The 20784-nt window shown below is 68.2% G+C and carries 18 protein-coding genes; 9 read left to right on the forward strand and 9 right to left on the reverse strand.

Annotation, left to right across the window (positions count from 1 at the left end):
- Positions 1–97: 97 nt before the first annotated feature.
- Positions 98–1375 (forward strand): mechanosensitive ion channel family protein, encoded by a 1278-nt coding sequence (locus AC07V5_RS17650; protein ID WP_495116980.1) that lies wholly within the window; start codon positions 98–100, stop codon positions 1373–1375.
- A 13-nt stretch (positions 1376–1388) separates the two neighbouring features.
- Here AC07V5_RS17650 and AC07V5_RS17655 read toward each other — a convergent pair whose 3' ends face one another.
- From AC07V5_RS17655 to AC07V5_RS17680, 6 genes are all read right to left on the reverse strand, one after another.
- Positions 1389–2438: a hypothetical protein gene (locus AC07V5_RS17655; RefSeq protein ID WP_495116981.1), complete on the reverse strand. Its 1050-nt coding sequence runs from the start codon at positions 2436–2438 to the stop codon at positions 1389–1391.
- Complete coding sequence (locus AC07V5_RS17660; RefSeq protein ID WP_495116982.1) at positions 2428–2892, reverse strand: hypothetical protein; 465 nt, start codon at positions 2890–2892, stop codon at positions 2428–2430. The genes AC07V5_RS17655 and AC07V5_RS17660 overlap by 11 nt, the downstream gene beginning before the upstream one ends.
- Positions 2893–3052: 160 nt before the next feature.
- Positions 3053–4066 (reverse strand): NADPH-dependent aldehyde reductase Ahr, encoded by a 1014-nt coding sequence (gene ahr, locus AC07V5_RS17665; protein ID WP_495116983.1) that lies wholly within the window; start codon positions 4064–4066, stop codon positions 3053–3055.
- A gap of 22 nt (positions 4067–4088) precedes the next feature.
- A complete protein-coding gene (locus tag AC07V5_RS17670; RefSeq protein WP_495116984.1) occupies positions 4089–4946 on the reverse strand; it encodes a CE1 family esterase in 858 nt (285 codons plus the stop codon).
- Between the two features lie 40 nt (positions 4947–4986).
- The gene (locus tag AC07V5_RS17675) at positions 4987–5688 is read right to left on the reverse strand and encodes a putative signal transducing protein (protein WP_495116985.1); all 702 of its coding nucleotides are present in this window, start codon (positions 5686–5688) and stop codon (positions 4987–4989) included.
- On the reverse strand, positions 5675–6133 hold the full coding sequence (locus AC07V5_RS17680) for a GNAT family N-acetyltransferase (RefSeq protein WP_495116986.1): 459 nt from the start codon (positions 6131–6133) through the stop codon (positions 5675–5677). The genes AC07V5_RS17675 and AC07V5_RS17680 overlap by 14 nt, the downstream gene beginning before the upstream one ends.
- An 84-nt stretch (positions 6134–6217) precedes the next feature.
- Here AC07V5_RS17680 and AC07V5_RS17685 point away from each other — a divergent pair, with 84 nt between their 5' ends.
- Complete coding sequence (locus AC07V5_RS17685; RefSeq protein ID WP_495116987.1) at positions 6218–6502, forward strand: hypothetical protein; 285 nt, start codon at positions 6218–6220, stop codon at positions 6500–6502.
- A gap of 4 nt (positions 6503–6506) precedes the next feature.
- Here AC07V5_RS17685 and AC07V5_RS17690 read toward each other — a convergent pair whose 3' ends face one another.
- Positions 6507–8048, reverse strand: a complete 1542-nt coding sequence (locus AC07V5_RS17690) for a fumarate hydratase (protein ID WP_495116988.1) — start codon at positions 8046–8048, stop codon at positions 6507–6509.
- Positions 8049–8286: 238 nt separating this feature from the next.
- Complete coding sequence (locus AC07V5_RS17695) at positions 8287–9099, reverse strand: PEP-CTERM sorting domain-containing protein (protein ID WP_495116989.1); 813 nt, start codon at positions 9097–9099, stop codon at positions 8287–8289.
- 276 nt (positions 9100–9375) lie between these two features.
- Between AC07V5_RS17695 and fumC the strand changes: the two genes are divergently transcribed.
- Positions 9376–10761 carry a class II fumarate hydratase gene (fumC, locus tag AC07V5_RS17700; protein WP_495116990.1) on the forward strand — a complete coding sequence of 462 codons (1386 nt, stop codon included), beginning with the start codon at positions 9376–9378 and terminating at the stop codon, positions 10759–10761.
- Between the two features lie 4 nt (positions 10762–10765).
- On the opposite strand, the gene AC07V5_RS17705 is transcribed toward fumC, so the two are convergent.
- Positions 10766–11347, reverse strand: a complete 582-nt coding sequence (locus AC07V5_RS17705; protein WP_495116991.1) for a TIGR00645 family protein — start codon at positions 11345–11347, stop codon at positions 10766–10768.
- 142 nt (positions 11348–11489) lie between these two features.
- On the opposite strand from AC07V5_RS17705, the gene AC07V5_RS17710 reads away from it, so the two are divergent.
- From AC07V5_RS17710 to acs, 6 genes are all read left to right on the forward strand, one after another.
- The gene (locus tag AC07V5_RS17710) at positions 11490–14390 is read left to right on the forward strand and encodes a protein kinase domain-containing protein (RefSeq protein ID WP_495116992.1); all 2901 of its coding nucleotides are present in this window, start codon (positions 11490–11492) and stop codon (positions 14388–14390) included.
- 72 nt (positions 14391–14462) lie between these two features.
- Complete coding sequence (locus tag AC07V5_RS17715) at positions 14463–15023, forward strand: ECF-type sigma factor (RefSeq protein ID WP_495116993.1); 561 nt, start codon at positions 14463–14465, stop codon at positions 15021–15023.
- Positions 15024–15118: 95 nt separating this feature from the next.
- Positions 15119–15940 (forward strand): hypothetical protein, encoded by an 822-nt coding sequence (locus AC07V5_RS17720; RefSeq protein WP_495116994.1) that lies wholly within the window; start codon positions 15119–15121, stop codon positions 15938–15940.
- Complete coding sequence (locus AC07V5_RS17725; RefSeq protein WP_495116995.1) at positions 15937–17958, forward strand: amidohydrolase family protein; 2022 nt, start codon at positions 15937–15939, stop codon at positions 17956–17958. Before AC07V5_RS17720 ends, AC07V5_RS17725 begins: the two co-directional genes overlap by 4 nt.
- Positions 17959–18050: 92 nt before the next feature.
- Positions 18051–18686: a PEP-CTERM sorting domain-containing protein gene (locus tag AC07V5_RS17730; protein ID WP_495116996.1), complete on the forward strand. Its 636-nt coding sequence runs from the start codon at positions 18051–18053 to the stop codon at positions 18684–18686.
- Positions 18687–18779: 93 nt separating this feature from the next.
- Positions 18780–20741, forward strand: coding sequence for an acetate--CoA ligase (gene acs, locus AC07V5_RS17735; RefSeq protein ID WP_495116997.1), 1962 nt, complete (start codon positions 18780–18782; stop codon positions 20739–20741).
- The last annotated feature ends 43 nt before the right edge of the window (positions 20742–20784 follow it).

The raw sequence follows: 20784 nt of genomic DNA on the forward strand, positions 1-20784 counted from the left end.
ATCGAGTAGCTCTGTCCCCAACTAATCTGAGAGTTTTGCGGGGCAGACCGCCCGAGCGTAGCGAGTAGCTCTGCCCCCAACTGACTAGATGAATTCAATGCACCAACCTCTGAGCCTGACCGAACTGCAGGCCCTGCTGGCCCGCGTCTTCAGCGCCGACGCCCTCGCCGAATGGGCGCTGCTGCTGGCCTGCCTGGCGCTCGCCGCCCTGTTGAGCTGGGCGCTGTCGCGCGCCGTGACGCAGCGCGAGAACAGCGTGCTGTTCGGGGACCGCGTCGTCGACGGCGCACTCTTCCCGCTGCTCGCCCTGGCGCTGGCCTTCGGTGCGCGCCGGCTGCTGCCGCTGTGGGGCCTGGCGCCGGCCCTCTTCAAGCTCGCCTTGCCGGTGCTGGTGTCGCTGGCCGTCATCCGCGTCATCGCCCGGGTGCTGGCGGCTGCGTGGCCGAACTCGGCGCCCATCCGCCTCGTCGAGCGCATGGGCTCCTGGCTGGTCTGGATAGGCGCGGTGCTCTGGGTCACCGGGCTGCTGCCCGTCATCCTCGACGAGCTGGACGACATTGGCTGGAAGTTCGGCGCCGTCAAGCTGACGCTGCGCAACCTCATCGAGGGCGGTTTCACGGCGGCGCTGGTGTTGGTGGTGGCGTTGTGGATCTCGGCGGCCATCGAATCCAGGCTGCTGCAGCGCGAGTCCATGGATTTGTCCATGCGCAAGATCGCCGCCAACACGATCCGGGCGCTGCTGCTCTTCATCGGCCTGCTGTTCGCGTTGTCGGCCGCCGGCATCGACCTCACGGCGCTGGGGGTGCTGGGCGGCGCCCTGGGCGTGGGCATCGGCTTTGGCCTGCAGAAGCTGGCGGCCAACTACGTGAGCGGCTTCGTCATCCTCGCGGAGCGATCCTTGCGTATCGGCGACATGGTCAAGGTCGATGGCTTCGAGGGCCGCGTGACGGACATCAAGACGCGCTACACGGTGATCCGGTCGCTGGGCGGCAAGGAAGCCATCGTGCCCAACGAGATCCTCATCACGCAGCGCGTCGAGAACTCCTCGCTGGCCGACCCGCGGGTGCTGTTGTCCACCGTCGTGCAGGTGGACTACGACTGCGATGTCGACAGCGTCATGAAGGCGCTGGTGGCGGCGCTTGCCGAGGTGCCGCGCGTGCTGAGCGACCCGGGCCCCTCCGCGCAGCTGAGCCGTTTTGCCGACAGCGGCCTGGAGCTGACCGTCTACTTCTGGATCGCCGATCCCGAGAACGGCAGTGGCGGCGTGCGCTCGGACGTCAACCTGTCGATCTGGCACACGCTCAAGCGCTTGGGGGTGGACATTCCTTACCCGCAGCAGGTGCAGCGTCAGCCGAAGTCCGTCGCCACCGAGTGACGCCCCGCGGGCCTCAGTGCCGCCAGACCACGGCCTTCCAGTTGTCCAGGCCCTGCTCGAAATGCGGTGAGCTGGCGGCGCTGGCCGCAGGCAGCGGTGAACGCAGTTCCACGTTGTAGGCCAGGCCCAGGCGGATCGGTGCGCCCTGGCTGGAGAAGTCCGGGCAGGTTTCACCGGCGCCACAGGCCGGACCATCGGCCAGCTTGAAGGCTGCGGCGCCAAAGCCCAGCCAGCCACGGGTGTTCCAACCGGGCGAGAAGCAGGTGGCACCGGCATTCCTGTCGGGCAGGAAACGGCGCCCGCCCTGTTCCAGCGTGGGCAGCCAGTAGTTCGAGAAGCTCGGGTCGAGGGTGAGGGCGATGTTGTTGCAGTCCAGGCTGAACTCGATCAGGTAGATGGCGCCCTGGGTTGCGGGCGTGTAGGTGGTGGTGGCCTGGATGCTGAGCAGATGCACGGTGCGCACGTCCAGCGGCAGGTCGACGCTCAGCAGGCGGAAGGCGCCCGGGTTGCCGCTGCTGCTGGCGCGCGAGGCGCTGAACTTGAAGCCGGGCAGCGGCGGGTTGGCCAGTGCGACCAGGCCCCAGTCGCTGTCGAGGAACTCGGTGTCCGTGTACGCCACGGGTGGCATGGAAGACACGGCCATCACGCTGCCCGCGACGGCGTCGCCATTGCTGCCGTGCACGCTGACCTGGAAACTGGCGCCGTCGTCGGCCAGGTTGGCGGCGGCCAGCGTGTAGGTCGCGCCGGTGGCGCCGACGATGTCGGCACAGGTCGTTGCGCCCTTGGGTTGCCGGCACCAGCGATAGGTGGGTGCCCTGGCGTCAGTGCTGACGACGAAGCTCACCGCGGTGCCGACCTGGACGATGGGCCGCTCGGGCGTCACGTTGGCGGTGGGTTGCGGCGCAGGCGCGGGCGTGCCGCCGCAGCCCTGCGGTGTGTTGAGGCAGGATGTGTCCGGGAAGCCGACCGCGCCACCGCCGCCGCTGCCGACGATGGCCGCCAGCCCGAGGGCGATGACGCACGACTGCGCCAGGATTCGCCAGGCCTGGATTTCAGTGTTCATGCCTGCTCTCCCGTCGATGCAGCCAGCTCAGCACGCCGGCCGCAGCCAGGGCGCCGGCGCTCAGGGCCATGACGTCGGCCCCATCGAAGCGACCATTGACGAGGTAGCGCGAGAGGGCTTGCGCCGGCTCGTGCGGCCCGAAGGCGGACTGCAGCGCCCGAGCAAGCGGCGCGCTGAGCTGCGGCAGCTGGCCCAGCTCGAACGCCAGGTCCACCACCCACCAGGCCGCGACGGCCCCGTAAGCCGGGGCGGCCCGTCGCCGCGAGGCAGCGGCACTCAGCAGGCCGAAGGCGAAGGGGTGGATGAAGCTTGGCAGCCATGAGCCGATGGCGCCGAACAGTGGGCCGTGGCCCAGTGCTGCGCCGGGCAGCAACAGCATCGCGCTGCCGGCTGGCCGGTCGGCCAGGTAAACCAGCAAGCCCAGGCCGAGCGCGCCCGCAGCCATCAGAAGCATCAACGGGCGAGCAGACAGTCGCACGGCCTCAAGGCCGCGGGGCCGCATCGTTCGCTCCATAGTGGCCATGCGTCACATTCGCCGAGCGGCTGATGCTCGGGCGAGGGTGATGCTAGTCCTCGGCGCCTCGGCCGGTGGGGCTGTTTGCAGCGGCCGTGAACTAGAAATCAGCGTCCAGCACGACGCGGTAACGGGCTTTGCCCGAGCGCAGATGGTCCAGCGCGTCGTTGACGCGGCTCATCGGGAAGCGCTCCACCTGCGGCAGGATCTGGTGGCGGGCGGAGAACTGCAGCATCGTCGCCAGCACGGAGGGCGGCGGAGTGGGGGAGGCGGACAGGCCCTTCTGCCAGCTCAGCAGGCCGCCGCTCTTCAGCGCCATCGCGTCGGTCACCACGCCCACCAGATGCATGCGGCCTTTGGGGGCCAGCGTGCCCAGCAGTGCATCCCAGTTCAGCGCGGCGCCCACGGTGATGAGCAGGAAGTCCAGGCTGCCCGCCGCAGCCTTCAGCTCGGCCTTGTCGACGCTGGACAGCGTCTTGTGCGCGCCGAGCGCCAGCGCCTCCTCGCGCTTGGACGCCGACGACGTGAAGGCCGTCACCTCGCAGCCCCAGGCGCGCGCGAACTTGACGGCGAGGTGGCCCAGGCCGCCGATGCCGACGACGCCGACGCGGTCCGTCGGCTTGATGGCGTGCAGCACGAAGGGCAGGAAGACCGTGCCGCCCCCGCACATCAGCGGGCCGGCCGCGGCGGGGTCCAGCGCTTCAGGCAGGGGGATGGCCCAGCTCCAGTGCGAGCGCAGCCTGTCAGCAAAGCCGCCGTGGCGGCCGATCAGCGTCGGCTGGCGCTTGCCGCACAGGTGCTGCTCGCCGCCGATGCAGAAGTTGCAATGGCTGCAGCTGCCCGTGTGCCAGCCCACGCCAACACGCTGGCCGATCTGCCGGCCCTTGGCGCGCGGGCCTAGGGCCGTGATGCGGCCGACGACCTCGTGGCCGGGCACGACGGGGTAGCTGGCCGGGAACCATTCGCTGTCGATCATGGCGAGGTCCGAGTGGCAGACGCCGCAGTGCTCGACGGTGATCTCGACGTCCTCCTCGCCCAGCGGGCCGGGGTCGAACTCGAAGGGCTGCAGCGGGCCGGCGGCAGTGTGGGCGGCGTAGGCGCGGATGTTGGGCATCGGGTGTCCTCGTGGGGGCGGTCTACTGTAGCGAGTGGGCCTTGAAGAACTGCCAGATCGACGCGGTTGCATCGATCTCGGTACGGGGCCAGATATGGCCCATGCTGTCGACGCGCAGGAGCCGCACTTCGGCGCCGTTCGAGCAGCCTGCGTAGCGTACGGTGCGGAGCGGTCCGGGCTGCGCGTCCTGCATCAGCTTGGGTTGGCAGCGGTTGTGCGAGGCCCAGCCGGCCAGGGCTTCCGGCACGCTCTCGACCCACTCGCCACCGCGGTCGGCGTGGCCTTCGTAGGGGTTGGTCATGTCGGCCAGACCGTGCACGGTGAGCACCGGCACTGCACGGCCCGGGCAGGGGCCACTCCATCGCAGCCCGCCCACCGGCGCGATGGCCGCCACGCGGTGGTTCAGGCGGCAGCCCAGCAGCGACGACATGCGCCCGCCGCCGGAGAAGCCGGTGGCATAGACGCGCGCTGGGTCGATGCAGGTGCGGGCGGCGATGTTGTCGATGACGTCGGACACGTACTGCACGTCGTCCGCGCGGGTGCTCATGATCGGCACGTTCCAGCGGGAGTCCTCGGCCTGCAGCGTGGCGACCGCAAAACCTTCGCGGGCTGCCAGCGCCTCGAAGCCGCTCTCCTTCGCGTGGCCGGTCGCGTTGCCACCTGTGCCGTGCAGGCTGAAGACCAGCGGCAATTGGCTGCGGCCCGCGATGGCCGGCGGTACGAAGAGTCGGTACGTGCGCGTGCGGCCGCCCGACGTCAGCTCTCGCAGCTCGCCGGCGACCGGCGTCAGCGTGCAGGCGGGCGCCGGCGTCTGCGCCTTAGCGAGCGGCGACAGGGCGCACAGCAGAAGCACAAGGGATGTGAAACGGAACAGGCGCACGTGAAAGTCCTCCGAGAGGAGGCCAGCATAGAGCCGCGGCTTACTGCAGCCAGGCGGCGATGAAGAAGCCCGTCGCGAATTGCGCGATGACTGCGCCCAGCGCCAGCGGCACGAGGCTGCGGCGCGGGTAGGCCGGGCCGTAGCGCTGCAGCACGGCGCGCCCCTGCGGCTGGCCAGCCATGAAGTACCACGCCGCCGTCAGCAGCGACGTGACCACCGCCACCATGGCGGGATTGAGGGACCCATGCGGCCAGCGTGCGACGGCCACCATGGTCGTCAACGTGGCGGCGGCCAGCAGGCTGAACCACGCCCAGGCTCCCGCGCCGGCAGCGCGGCCCTGCAGCGCGCGGGCGTTCAGCAACTGCACGCCGGCTCCGAATGCGGGTGACACGACGAAGAAGCTCAGCAGCGCGGCAATGTCTGGGCTGAAGATGGGCGCGGCCAGCGTTTCCTTGGCGGGGCGCGGTGTCGCGTCCTCATCGGGCAGCTCGTAGTCGCCCGCGCGGTAGGCCGCCAGCGCTTCCCTGGCCGCGTCCACCTGCGCTGCCGGCACGAGCACGCGCACGCCGCCCACTGCGGGCGTCAGCCAGTCGTAGGCTTGCAGCAGATGGCCGTCGGTCGTGACCGGGTCCAGTCCGGCCGACTCCAGCACACCCTTCAGCAGATGGGCCTCGGTCGGTGTCGCGCAGCTCGCGACGGCCTGGAAGTCGCCCTCCGGCGCGGGGACCTCAGGCGACGTCATGGCTGTAGACGATGAAGCCCAGGTGTTGCGCGACCTTGTCGTAGAGCGCGCGGCCGGCAGCGTTGGTGGCGTGGGTCTGCCAGTAGACGCGCTTCACGCCGGCCTCACGGGCGGCCGCGTCGACGGCCTCGATCAGCGCACGGCCGACACCGCGGCCGCGGGCCTCGGGCGTGGTGAAGAGGTCCTGCAGATAGCAGGTCAGCTCGATGCGCGTTGTGCTGCGGTGATAGAGGTAGTGAGTGAGGCCGAGCAAGCGGCCGCTCTCGTCGACGGCCACGAAGGCATGGACCGGTTCGGTGGCGTCGAAGAAGCGGGCCCAGGTCGTATCGGTGATCTCGGCCGGCAGTGCGGTCTCGCCGGCGCGGCCGTAGAAGGCGTTGTAGCCGTCCCAGAGGGGTTGCCAGGCAGCGCGGTCGGTGGGCTGGAGGGGGCGGGTCTTGATCATCGTGAAGGATTGTGGAGGTGATGCATACATTGCATTCACGATCCGCCGGCAAGATGCTGCCCATTCATCCCCATGGAGAAGGACATGAAACCAGCCCTGTTATGCAGCCTGATGCTCGCCGCCGCAAGCGCCATCGCCCAGCCCCAGGGCGGCCCGCCGCCCGGTGGCGAACACCGCGGCCCGCCGCCCGAGGCGCTGGCAGCTTGCAAGACGGCGAAGGCCGGCGCGGACTGCAGCTTCACGCACGAGAGCCGCACGGTGAAGGGCAGCTGCTGGGCACCGGAAGGGCGCCCGCTGGCCTGCCGGCCCAAGGACATGGGTGATCGGCCGCCGCCGCCACCTCCCGGTGGCTCGGCGCCCAAGCGCTAGGACCTCAGGCCGTAGCGACCGGAATGCTGACAGCCTTGCCCGAGGCGATGCGCTGCTTCCACTCGGCAGGGCCGGTGATATGGGCGCTGGTGCCGTTGGCGTCCACCGCCACGGTGACGGGCATGTCCACCACGTCGAACTCGTAGATGGCTTCCATGCCAAGGTCCTCGAAGCCGACGACCTTAGCGCCCTTGATGGCCTTGCTGACGAGGTAGGCCGAGCCGCCGACCGCCATCAGGTAGGCGCTCTTGTGCTGCTTGATGGATTCGATGGCAGCCGGGCCGCGCTCGGCCTTGCCCACCATGGCGATGAGGCCGGTCTTGGCCAGCATCATGTCGGTGAACTTGTCCATGCGCGTGGCGGTGGTGGGGCCGGCCGGGCCGACGACTTCGTCGCGCACCGGGTCTACGGGGCCGACGTAGTAGATGGCGCGGTTGGTGAAGTCCACCGGCAGCGGCTCACCCTTGGCCAGCATGTCCTGGATGCGCTTGTGCGCGGCGTCGCGGCCAGTCAGCATCTTTCCGTTCAGCAGCAGCGTCTCGCCGGCCTTCCAGGTGGCGACTTCGGCCGGCGTCAGCGCGTTCAGGTCCACGCGCTTGCTCTTGTTGTAGTCGGGCGCCCACTTCACGTCGGGCCACAGGTCCAGGCTGGGCGGCTCGAGGTAGCTGGGGCCGCTGCCGTCCAGCACGAAGTGCGCGTGGCGCGTGGCCGCGCAGTTCGGGATCATCGCGATGGGCTTGCTGGCGGCGTGGGTCGGGAAGGTCTTGATCTTCACGTCCAGCACCGTCGTCAGGCCGCCCAGGCCCTGCGCGCCGATGCCCAGTGCGTTGACCTTCTCGTACAGCTCGATGCGCATCTCTTCGAGCTTGTTCTGCGGGCCGCGCCGCAGCAGCTCGTACATGTCGATGTCTTCCATCAGCGCCTGCTTGGCCAGCAGTGCGGCCTTCTCGGCCGTGCCGCCGACGCCGATGCCCAGCATGCCGGGCGGACACCAGCCGGCGCCCATCGTCGGCACGGTTTTGAGCACCCAGTCGACGATGTCGTCACTGGGGTTGAGCATGTAGACCTTACTCTTGTTCTCCGAGCCGCCGCCCTTGGCCGCGACGATGACGTCCACCGTGTTGCCTGGCACCAGCTCCATCTGCACGACGGCGGGCGTGTTGTCCTTGGTGTTCTTGCGCGCAAAGATGGGGTCGTCCAACACACTGGCGCGCAGCTTGTTGTCGGGGTTCAGGTAACCCTGGCGCACGCCCTGGTTGATGGCGTCCTCGATGCTGCCGCTGAAGCCTTCCCAGCGCACGTCCATGCCGATCTTCAGGAAGACGTTGACGATGCCGGTGTCCTGGCAGATCGGGCGGCGCCCTTCAGCGCACATGCGGCTGTTGGTGAGGATCTGCGCGATCGCGTCCTTGGCCGCCGGCGAGGCTTCCGCCTCGTAGGCGCGGGCGAGATGCTGGATGTAGTCGGCCGGGTGGTAGTAGCTGATGTACTGCAGCGCGCTAGCGATGCTGTCGACCAGGTCGGCGTACTTGATCGTGGTGCTCATGGGTCCAGGGGGTCGGTTTGTTGCTGTGCGGATTATCCCGCAGGCTTCCAGCACGCGGCATCGCGCTCGGCGAGGCTCATCGGTCGTTGGGTGTACCGAAGACTCCAGCGCGGGCCGTCCAGGCATGGGAAAGATGTTGGCCCCAAAAAGAACAATCCCCGGCAACTTGCGTTGCCGGGGATTGTTATCAGCTACTCAGCTTTGCGTCAGCGTGTTGACGCCGAACGCAGAAACCGAATTAGGCGCTCTTGCGACGACGGGCGACTGCCAGGCCACCCAGGGCCAGACCGACCAGGGCCAGCGAGGCGGGTTCCGGCAGGTTGCCGACCGAACCGAGGGCCACGGAAGCGAAGCGCAGCGTGCCGCCAGCAACCAGGAATTCACCGAAGCCGTCACCGAAGAAGGTGATCTTGCTGAACGTGCCCGACGAGTCGATGGCACCGATGAAGTTGGTGAAGCTGCCGCCACCGCCAGCAATGCCGGGGTTGTCGTTGGCGCTCAGGGCGTTGGCAGGCAGGGTTGCTGCGCCGCCGTCGAAGGCGATCCACAGGCCGGAACCGGTAGCAGCCACACCGTAGGCAGCTTGCACAGCGGCCGAGCGGGTGTTGGTCGTGCAGCAGGTGCCCCAGTCACCGATCTCAAAGCCGAAGGCGTTAACCGGCGAAGAGAAGGTGAAGGTCAGGCCGCTGGTGAAGCCGTTGATGTCCGGCTTGCCGCCAGCTGCACCGCCCAGGCCTGCGGCCGGGCTGATGTCCCACACGGCGCCGGACAGGGACTGGCCGCCGCTGCTGTAGCCGCCGCTGGGGCTGGCAGCACCGCCACCGTTCGTGCGCGTCACGGTGACCGTGGCGGCATTGTTGTTCAGGTCGGTGTAGCCGTACGTGCTGACGCCCGAGGTGACTTGGGCGGTAGCGACGGTGGCGCCCGTGCCCGTGATCACGTTGTCGAACGTAGAGATGTTCGGCAGCGACACGTTATAGACAACCGGTGCGGCCAGTGCCGAAGTGGCGGTCAGGACCAGCAGCGAGGCGGTCGCGAGAATTTTAGGCATGCGCATTATTTAAATCTCCACAAGTAAGAGTTAAGACCCAAGCTCGTTAAGCAAACGGTGTGCCATGCTTGCTTTTGTAAACAAAATCAAAGGCTTATTGAATATTCCATGACACTCTCTGAGGAAGGTGTAAATCCACCCGACACCAGTAAGCGCGGCGTTTGCGTTTTTACAAGTCCTGTGCCCCCCTACTTTGTTAGTCGTGTGGGCATCAACGTCATGGCAAACCCCGATGCTGGCTATGCTGACTTTGAGTAGTCGACCTGGAAACCTGCCATGAACACCCGCATCGAACGCGACACATTCGGCCCCATCGAGGTCCCGGCCGACAAGCTGTGGGGCGCGCAGACGCAGCGCTCGCTGCAGAACTTCGACATCTCCGGCGAACGCCAAGCGCCCGAGTTGATCCGCGCACTGGCCAGGGTGAAGCGTGCGTCTGCCGTTGTGAACCAGGCTTTGGGTCTGCAGGACGCGAAGAAGACCGAGGCCATCGTGGCCGCGGCCGACGAGGTCATCGGCGGCCTGCACGTGGACGAGTTCCCGCTGGTGGTCTGGCAGACCGGCTCGGGCACGCAGACCAACATGAACGTCAACGAGGTGCTGGCCAACCGCGCGAGCGAGCTGCTGGGCGGCGAGCGTGGCGAGGGCCGCCTGGTGCACCCCAACGACGACGTGAACCGCAGCCAGAGCAGCAACGACGTCTTCCCGACCGCCATGCATGTGGCGGCCGTGCAGGCGCTGCAGGAGCGCCTGCTGCCGCCGCTGCGCGCGTTGCGCACGACGTTGCAGCAGAAGGCCGAGGCATTCGACGACATCGTCAAGATCGGCCGCACCCACCTGCAGGACGCGACACCGCTGACGCTGGGGCAGGAGATCTCCGGCTGGGTTGCGCAACTGGCTCACGGCGAGCGCCATGTGCTGGCCGCGCTGCCACATCTCTACGAGCTGGCGTTGGGCGGTACGGCAGTAGGCACCGGCCTGAACGCGCCCAAGGGCTACGCGGAAGCAGTGGCGGCGGAACTGGCGCGGCTGACCGGCCATCCCTTCGTGACCGCGCCGAACAAGTTCGAAGCCATGGCGTCCTGCGACGCCCTCGTGCACGCCCACGGCGCGCTGAAGACGCTCGCTGCCAGCATGACCAAGATCGCCAACGACGTGCGCTGGCTGGCCAGTGGCCCGCGCAGCGGCATCGGCGAGATCAGCATCCCGGAGAACGAGCCGGGCTCATCCATCATGCCCGGCAAGGTCAATCCGACGCAGAGCGAGGCGGTGACGATGCTGGCGGCTCAGGTCATGGGCAACGACGTCGCCATCAACATCGGCGGCGCGTCGGGCAATTTCGAGCTGAACGTGTTCCGCCCGATGGTCATCCACAACTTCCTGCAGAGCGTGCGCCTGCTGGCTGATGGCATGGCCAGCTTCGACAAGCATTGCGCCGTGGGCATCACGCCCAACGAGGCGCGCATCGGCGAGCTGGTGGCGCGCTCACTGATGCTGGTGACGGCGCTCAACACCCACATCGGCTACGACAAGGCCGCGCAGATCGCCAAGAAGGCGCACAAGGAAGGGACCAGCCTGCGCGAAGCAGCGCTGGCCCTGGGCCATGTGACGGCCGAGCAGTTCGACGCCTGGGTAGTACCGGGCGCGATGGTGGGCCGATAGACGCTCAGTGCTTGTCGGCGTGGGCCGGTGCGAGCAACCGGTCCGTGTAGGCGATGGCGATGGCCGACAGCAGGAAGGCGACGTGGATGATGGTCTGGTACATCAGCACCTTCTCCTCGTAGTTCGCCGCGTTGATGAAGGTCTTCAGCAGGTGGATGGAGCTGATGCCGATGATGGCCGTGCCGAGCTTGACCTTGAGCACCGAGGCGTTGACGTGGCTCAGCCACTCGGGCTGGTCGGGGTGGCCTTCCAGGTCCATGCGCGACACAAAGGTCTCGTAGCCGCCGACGATGACCATGATCAGCAGGTTGGAGATCATGACCACGTCGATCAGGCCGAGCACGACCAGCATCAGCACGGTCTCGTTCAGCGCGGTGGGCACGCCGTCGCCCTTGTAGCCGATGCTCTTGACCAGGATCTCCAGCGCATGCGTGTTGCCGAAGGCCGCCTCGATGAGGTGCACCAACTCGGTCCAGAACTGGTAGACGTAGACGCCCTGGGCCAGGATCAGCCCGAGGTAGAGGGGCAGCTGCAGCCAGCGACTGGCGAAGATGAGGCGGGGCAGGGGGCGCAGCGGCGTGGTCATGGGGTCTTGGGATCATCGAAGAACGCGCGGATTCTAGGGACCCCGGAATGACGGCTTGATGCCGGCCGCGGATCAGGTTGGGTGCGCAAACTGCGGCGATCATGTCCGGGCGGCGCCCCGGATCGCGTCTGATGAAGTGTTCATGCCCGCCGATGCTGAAATGCCCCTCACCGCTGTCGACCTGCCGTTGTTGAGCTCGATGTTCGACGCCGTTGCCGCTCTTGGCACCGGCGGTCGTGAGGCGTGGTTTGCCGCGTTGCCGGACGATCAGCGGCGGCTGGAGCCTGCCCTGCGCCAGATGCTGGAACGACAGGCCGCAGTGGGGCGCGAGACCGACGACCTCGTACTGCCACAGCTCGAGGCTGCGCCCGACGCCGGCTTCGCATACGCAGGCAGCCGCATCGGCCCCTATGTCCTCGACCGTGAGCTGGGCCGCGGTGGCATGGGCACGGTGTGGCTGGCGGAACGCGCCGACGGATCGCTAAAGCGCCAGGTCGCATTGAAGCTGCCGTGCCTGGCCTGGGACCGCCGCCTGGCGGAGCGCATGGCTCGCGAGCGCGATATTGGCGCCATCCTGGCGCATCCCCACATTGCCAGGCTGTACGACGCCGGGGTGGACAGCCTCGGCCGACCCTATCTCGCCTTTGAGTACGTGGACGGGGTGCCCATCGATGCCTACTGCGACGAGCGGCAGCTCGACATTGCGGGCCGCTTGCGTCTTTTCGTCCAGGTAGCGCGCGCTGTGGCCTATGCACATGGCCGCCTTGTCGTGCACCGCGATCTGAAGCCGAGCAATGTGCTGGTGTCCGAGGATGGTGAAGTCCACCTGCTTGACTTCGGCATTGCCAGGCTGGTCGACGATGCGGGGGCTGGCGTCACGGTGACGCTGGCCGGCCGGGCGATGACGCCGCAGTACGCCTCGCCCGAGCAGATGTCGGGCGAAGCCGTGACGGTGCAGTCGGATGTTTACAGCCTCGGCGTGCTGCTTTTCGAGTTGTTGACGGGCCGTTTGCCGGGGGCCCCCGCTGACTCGTCGGGCGACCCTCTGCGCGCCAGCAGCATGGTGGACAACGCGGCACATGCTCGGCGTCTGCGTGGCGAACTTGACGCCATTCTCAGCAAGGCCATGCGGCGTGCACCCGAGGACCGCTATGCCACGGCCGATGCGCTCGCACAGGATGTGGAGAGCCACCTTGCCGGCGAGGCGGTGTCGGCGCGGCCGGACTCACTGGGATACCGGCTGGGCAAGCTGGTGAGGCGGTACTGGCTGCCGCTCGGCGCGGGCTCGGCGGTCGTTGTCGCGGTCCTTGCCGCGGGAAGTGTTGCGGTCCTGGAGAGCCAACGGGCGGCGCGCCAGGCCGAGCGCGTGCAGGCGGTGACGGCCTACGTCTCCGATCTCTTCCAGGCCAGCATCCGGCCGCAGGGCCCCGGCCAGGCGCCTTCGGCACTGGAGAACGGCGCCCACCTCATCGCACAGCGCTTGCAGGACCAACCCGACATCCAGTCGACGCTGTACTCGACCGTGGCCAAGGTCTATGCGGACATCGGCGCCTATGCGCAGGCCGGTGACTTTTCCCAGCGGGCGCTGGCCTTGCTGGAGCAGGGGGGGCGCGCCCCGTCCACGGCCGCAGAGGCGGCAAAGATCAGGTTGCTGATCGCTCATGCCGCCCTGGGGCAGGAAGACTACGGCAAGGCCGAGCAATTGGCCCGGCAAGCAGTGGGCTCGCTCGGGCCCGACGACAAGGCTCGGGTTGACCTGCAGGTTGTCATCGCGCGCGCTGCTTTCAAGGCCGGGCAGCAGGACCGGGCGCGTGAAGCCCTGGACGCGCTGGAGCGCCAGCCGGCGGCGGCGCCAGGCCGGAAGCCGGCGGGCAGCCAGGCCTGGGCGCTGTGGCTCAAGGGCGAGTTCGCGTCTGACATGGGTCAGGCCCTCGAGCTGCTGCGCGCCGGGCTGCGCCAGATGGAGATCGCGGAAGGTCCCGCGGCGCCCTCGGTGATCGAGATGCAGCTCGACCTGGGACGCCGGTTGTTGCAGATCAACCAGCTTGAAGAAGGCAAGGCCGCCTACGAGCATGCCGTGGCGACGCTGCGCTCGCTGGGCGGCCCCAATGCGATCCGTGCCGAACTGGCCCTGGCCAACTTCCACCATGTGCGCTGCTACATGGGCCAGGAGCCGCAGCAGGACAGTGTGGTGGCGCTGGAGCGGGCACGGGCGGCGTTGTCGGTCTTGAGCGCCGTGGTGCCGGCGGGGCTGCGCGCCGATGTCGACCTGAAGCTGGCCAATTGCAGGACGATGGCGGACGAGTTCGACGAGGCGCAGCGTCTGCTGGCGGCGGCGGCGCCGTCCTACCTGGGGGCGCATCCGACGCTGGCGCGGCAGTTCACCGTGGAGTCGCTGCAGTTCGCGATCCACGAAGCCCGGGGCGAGCACGCACAGGCCATCGCGGCGATGCGCCGCGTGACGGAACTGCGGCGGCGCATGGGCAACTACTCGCGCACGTTCGAGCCGGGCGACTGGATCGCCATTGCGCACAACCACCTCATGGCCGGCGAGCTGGCCGAAGCCGAGGCGGTACTGGCCGGAGCGCCGGCCTTCGAAGGACTATGGGCCGACCCGGTGTCCGGCGGGCACTACAGCCGTTGGCTGCCCATCGAGCGGGCATGGCTCCTGCTGGCGCAGGGCAAGCTCGACGCCGCCCTTGCTGCCATGCCTCCGAGCCTGGAGCCGGAACTGCAATACCGCCCGCCCCACAACGAGCCGGCCTTGCGCGGCGAGATCTTCTGCGCCGGCCATCGGAAGGCGGAGGGCCTGGCACTGCTGCAGGAGAGCATCCAGTTCCTGACGCCGTCCCAGGGCAAGGGAGACCTGCCGCTGGCGCGGATGCGCGCGGTCGCCGGCTTGTGCGCGCTGGCCCTGGGCCGTCGCGAGGCGGCCGTCGCGTATGCCGAAGCCGCCCGGCTGGCGTTTGCCCTGCACTCGAAGCGAAGCCCGTGGTTCGAGGCGCCGCAACGGCAGCTGGACATCGCCCTGGGGCGACACTGAGCCGGGGGGGCACCGGTGCTGTCCTCTTTTCGGATGATGGTGTCTGGCCGCCGCGGGTGGCAGCATGCGTGCGTGCCAGAAGATGCCATCCAAACCCTGATCGAACAAGTCAATGCCGGTACCGCCGGCGCCCAGGACCGGCTGTTCGCCGCCGCTTACGACGAACTGCGCAAGCTGGCCCGCTCCCGCTTGCGCGACGGCGGGCGCAACACCGTGCTGGATACGACGGTGCTGGTGCACGAGAGCTATCTGCGCTTCCTGGGCAGCGGCCGGCTGCGGCCGGACAGCCGGCGCGCCTTCTTCGCCTATGCCTCGCAGGTGATGCGCTCCGTCATCATCGACGCGGTGCGCGAGCGACAGGCCCAGCGCCGCGGCGGCGACCTGGCCCGGCTGACGCTGGACACGCACATCTCCGACAGCATCCCTGCCGGCGAGGACGAGGTGCTGAAGGTGCACGAGGCCTTGGAAGCCCTGGCCGCCGCCGAGCCACGCCTGGCCAAGGTGGTGGAGATGCGTTACTTCGGCGGCTACAACGACCTCGAGATCGCCGAGGCCCTGCAACTCACCGACCGCACGGTGCGGCGCGACTGGGACAAGGCGCGGCTGCTGCTGGGGGTACTGCTGGAGCAGTGAGCGCGCCGGGTGCGGGCCAGCGGCCTTGTCCGGATTCGCTGGAGGGCTGCGTCTGACAGCAGGTGAGCAAGCCGCTCACGCTGCCGGAGCGAGCCATGACCCGCCATCACCTTCGAGTCGTTCGAACCCTGCTTGCCGCCCTCGCGCTCCACGGCGCCGCGACGGCTTGCTTGGCCCAGTCCTCAACCTTCGAGGGCACTCGAGTCAGCTTTCATAGCCAGGACCCGGGAGGCCGCTTGAGTGCGGTGGAGGACTCGCCGCCTGTGGCTCATCTTGAGGACGGCCAGTGGGTCTTCGATGGGGGCGGAACGATCTTGCTGGTTTGGGATCCGTCGCGACCCAACGCCGGGCTGGGGACCCTGGATCTCCATTTCGAATTCCAGCCTTGGCATCAGCAACTGGACGACAACTGGGAGCTGGTCGTCACCCCCCATCCCCGCCAGCTCATCGTGCGCAGTCTCAGTCAGTTGACGGCGCCGCCGGGTGCCCAACTGGGCACGGCGCTGGGCCTGAATCGCCTGGACGTGTTGGCTGGGGGGCGTGAGCATGCAGATGCCTCAGCCAGACCTCTTGCAACGACGGCCGGCCTCGACAGTTGGCTGTTCGTCGATTCGCCTGGCAATGAGGGCTGGGCTACAGCCCCGCTGGGCAGCGGAACCTGGGATCTGTCCGTGACGCAGACGCTGATTGGCAGCTATCACCTGCTGCCCTCTGCCGACACCGATTGCCAGAGCACGGCCTGCATGACGGGGCAGCGCGCCGAGGCTTCCCTGCATTCGTTGATCTTCTATTTGCCGCAGACCGTTGAGTTGCGCGCCATCGCGTCGAACGTGCCTGAACCGCAGGTGCCCGCGCTGCTGGCCGCCGGGCTTCTCATGCTCGCGTTGCGCAGCGGCAAGCGTGGGGCGCGGTCATGAGGGCGCCGCGTGTGATCGGGTTGCTGCTGTGGCTGGCCCTGGGCGGCGCGCAGGCTGCCGAGTACACGGTGCTGTCGCAGGCGCATGTGGCAGGCCATCTGCATGTCCAGACGCAGGCCGACGGCCGCATCGAGACCGACTACAGCTACCGCGACAACGGCCGCGGGCCGGACATCAAGGAGAGCTTCCGCCTTGCCGCCAACGGCGCGCCGCGTGACTACCGAGGTCGCGGCCTCAGCACGATGGGTGCGGAGATTGCCGAGGATTTCGATGTCGTCGACGCTCACGCGCGCTGGCGCTCGCGGGCTGACAGCGGCGATGTGCCGGCGGGTGAGGACTTCGTCTTCATCCCGCTGGAGGCCTCTCCGGGCTACTACGGCGCCTTGGTGAGCATGCTGCTGGCCCAGCCCGAAGGCAGCGCCGGCACGCTGGGCGGGCTGAAGATCCGCGCCGAAGTCCTGGCCCGCCTGACGCCCGATGCCGCGACCGGACCGCTGGCCCTGGTGGCTGTCACCGGCGCTGATGCCCAGCCCTGGTACTACTGGGTGCGTGATGAAGCCGGCCACGCGCTGTTCGCCATCACCTGGCCTGGCTTTGCCGTGGCAGAGAAGGGCGCCGAGGCGCTGGTGCCCATCCTGCTGGCACGCCAGCAGCAGGCCGCCGACCAGCGCCTGACCGCCTTGCGCCAGCGTTTGGCCCGGCCGCTGGACGGCGTCACGCTGATCCGCAACGTGCGCTGGTTCGACGCGCCGGCCGCGCGCATGCGGGGCCCAAGCGATGTGTGGATCTCGCATGGCCGCATCGACGCCGTGACCGAACCCGGTGTGCTGCGTGTGCTGCCGGAGCGCGTCATCGACGGGCGCGGCCAGAGCCTGCTGCCGGGCCTTTGGGACATGCATGCCCATCTGTGGAGCGAGGACGGCCTGGCCCATCTGGCTGGCGGCGTGACCAGCATCCGTGACCCCGGCAACGACAACCGGGAGCTGCTGCGCCTGCGCGACCGCATCGAGCGCGGCGAGGTCATCGGGCCGAACGTCTACGCAGCCGGCTTCATCGAGGGCAAGAGCCCCTACTCGGCGCGCAACGGCATCGTCGCCGAGACGCTGGACGACGCGCTGGATGCGGTGAGCTGGTATGCCTGCCATGGCTTTGTCGGCATCAAGCTCTACAACTCCATCAAGCCCGAGTGGGTCAAGCCGTTGACCGCCAAGGCCAGGCGGCTGGGCCTGCACGTGAACGGCCATGTGCCGGCCTTCATGCTTGCCGAGCAGGCAGTGCGTGCCGGCTACGAGGAGCTGACACACATCAATCAGGTGATGCTGAACTTCGTCAGCCGCCCGGGGGACGACAGCCGCACCTTGCTGCGCTTCCAGCGCGTCGGCAGCGATGCCCAGGCCGTCGACCTCGCCAGCCCGCAGGTGCGCCGCTTTATCGGGCTGCTGCGCGACCGCCAGGTCGTCGTCGACCCGACGCTGATGACCTTCGAGGCCATGTTCACCCAGGCCCAGGGCGAGCTGGACCCGGTGCTGGGCGACGTTGCGGAGCATCTGCCGGTGCTGTGGCGGCGCCAGCTGCGCGTGGCGCCGATGGACCTGGCCGGCGACAAGCTCGCGGGCTATCGCCGCTCCTACGCCAAGCTGCTGGCGTTGACACGCGACCTGCACCGCGCCGGCGTGCCGCTGGTGGCCGGCACGGATGGCACGGCCGGCCTGGGCCTGCACCGTGAGCTGGCGCTGTACGTGAAGGCGGGTATCCCGGCGCCCGAGGTGCTGCGCATTGCCACCTGGAACGGCGCGCGCGTGGCGGGGGCCAGCGCCGAGCGTGGCCGCATTGCGCGTGGCTACGTGGCCGACCTGCTGCTTGTGGACGGCGACCCGAGCCAGGACATCGCCGCGCTGCGCCGCGCCAGCCTCGTCATCCAGGGCCGTGTGGCCTACGCGCCGGCCGAGCTTTACGAGGCCATGGGCTTCAAGCCCTTCGTGGCGGCGCCGCGCACGGTGGTGCGACCTCGCCCATGAACGTGGGGGGCTTGTCCGGATCCGGCAGCCCAGCCCGTCCTGAAGAAGGCGGGGCAGATCGTTCCGCCACCTCAACCTGCTGGGAGTTCCTGATGATCCAAATGCAATTGCGCGTTGTGTCGGCCGCTCTGCTCGCCGCGCTAGCGCTGCTGAGCGGCCCCGCCCGGGCCGATTTCTTCAACGCCGACATGGGGCTGAACGCCCCGGACCGGACCGTCGATTTCCAATCCGCTGCGCTGGCGCACAACGAAGGCGTGTCCGACCAGTTCCTGGACATGGGCCTGAAGTTCGAATCCGCCGTTGCCAACGCCGACATGGACCCGACGTTTGCGCACTTCAGCGGCAACCGCGTGGGCAACTTCAGGTCGGGTCAGGCCTTCCTGGCCGACTTCACGATCCATTTCCTCCACCCTGTCTCAGACGCGGCCTTCGCGCTGGTGACGGCCAACGGCGGCGTCTCGGCGTTCGACGCCTACTTCCATGGTGCGCTGATAGAAACCGCCACTGCCGCCACGTCGCTGACGAGCGCGGTCAACATCTACGGCTTCGGCGGCATCGTCTTTGACGAACTGAAGATTCACGTCAACTCGGTTGACCACGCGCTGATCATCGACAACCTGCAATTCATCAACGCCGCGGTACCCGAGCCGGCGAGCGCGGGCCTGCTGTTGGCGGGCCTGGGCCTGCTGATGCGGCTGAAGCGCCGGGGCGGCGCCCAGCCGCGCTAAGCTCACGGCGCGGGGCGGCCGCCGAGAGTAAGGGCTTCGTCAGTGACTCCTCGCACAGTGCGCGCCAAGCAGCCAAAACGAGGAGACACGCCGATGAGTACGCTCAACACCTACGCCCCCAGCCCGGAATGGGTCGCCAATGCTCATGTGAAGGGCGAAGCCGGCTACGCCGCGCTGGTGGCTGAAGCCGAGGCAGATTACGCGGGCTTCTGGGCCCGCCAGGCCCGCGAGCTGCTGAGCTGGCAGACGCCGTTCACCAAGACGCTCAACGACAGCGACGCCCCGTTCTTCAAGTGGTTCGAGGACGGCAAGCTCAACGTCTCCTACAACTGCCTGGACCGGCATGTGGAAGCCGGCAAGGGCGCCAAGACGGCGCTGATCTTCGAGGCCGACGATGGCACCGTCACCCGCGTGACCTATGCCGAGCTGCTGGCCAAGGTCAGCCAGCTCGCCAACGCGCTCAAGGGCCGCGGCATCAAGAAGGGTGACCGCGTCGTCATCTACATGCCGATGTCGGTCGAAGGCGTGGTGGCCATGCAGGCCTGCGCCCGCATCGGCGCGACGCATTCGGTCGTGTTCGGCGGCTTCTCGGCCCAGTCGCTGCGCGACCGCGTGCAGGACGCCGGCGCCGTGGCCATCATCTGCGCCGACGAGCAGGCGCGTGGCGGCAAGGCGTTGCCGCTGAAGGCTATCGTCGACGAGGCCCTGGACGGCGGTTCGTGCCCGTCGCTGAAGGACGTCATCGTCTACAAGCGCACGGGCGGCAAGATCGCCTGGGTCGACGGTCGCGACGTGTGGCTGCACGACCTGATGGCCGCCGAGTCGACGACCTGCGCGCCCGAATGGGTCGAGGCCGAGCACCCGCTGTTCCTGCTTTACACCTCGGGTTCCACCGGCAAGCCCAAGGGCGTGCAGCACAGCACCGGCGGCTATCTGCTGCATGCGGCGCTGACGACGAAGTGGACCTTCGACCTGAAGGACAACGACGTCTTCTGGTGCACGGCCGACATCGGCTGGGTCACCGGCCACACCTACATCACCTATGGCCCGCTGGCCCTGGGCGGCACCGAGATCGTCTTCGAGGGCGTGCCCACCTACCCGGACGCCGGCCGCTTCTGGCAGATGATCGAGAAGCACAAGGTCACGATCTTCTACACGGCGCCCACGGCCATCCGTTCGCTGATCAAGGCGGCAGAGAGCAACCCCGCGGTGCACCCCGCGCGTTCGGACCTGAGCAGCCTGCGCCTGCTGGGCTCGGTGGGCGAGCCCATCAACCCGGCTGCCTGGGAGTGGTATCACCAGCATGTGGGCGGTGGCCGCTGCCCCATCGTCGACACCTTCTGGCAGACCGAGACCGGCGGCCACATGATCACACCGCTGCCTGGCGTGACGACGCTGGTGCCGGGCTCCTGCACGCTGCCCTTCCCGGGCATCACGGCGGCCATCGTCGACGAGACCGGCAACGACGTGCCCAACGGCCAGGGCGGCATCCTGGTTGTGAAGAAGCCTTGGCCTTCGATGATCCGCACGATCTACGGTGACCCGGAGCGCTTCAAGAAGAGCTACTACCCGCCGGAGCTCAAGGGCTACTACCTGGCCGGCGACGGTGCCATCCGCGACGCGGAGACGGGCTACTTCACCATCACGGGCCGCATCGACGACGTGCTGAACGTGTCCGGCCACCGCATGGGCACGATGGAGATCGAGTCGGCGCTGGTGAGCTGCACCGAGCTCGTGGCGGAAGCCGCCGTGGTGGGCCGCCCTGACGACACCACCGGCGAGGCCATCTGCGCCTTCGTCGTGCTGAAGCGCCCGCGCCCGAGCGGCGACGAGGCCAAGGCGATTGCCAAGCAGCTGCGCGACCACGTCGCCAAGGAAATCGGCCCCATCGCCAAGCCCAAGGACATCCGCTTCGGCGACAACCTGCCCAAGACGCGCTCGGGCAAGATCATGCGGCGGTTGCTGCGCTCTGTCGCCAAGGGCGAATCGGTGACGCAGGACACCTCGACCTTGGAGAACCCCGCGATCCTGGAGCAGCTGGGTCAAGCTTACTGATCGCTTCGCGCTCAAGAAAAAGGCCGCCCAAGGGCGGCCTTTT

Source organism: Roseateles sp. GW821-FHT02E12, assembly GCF_059421665.1.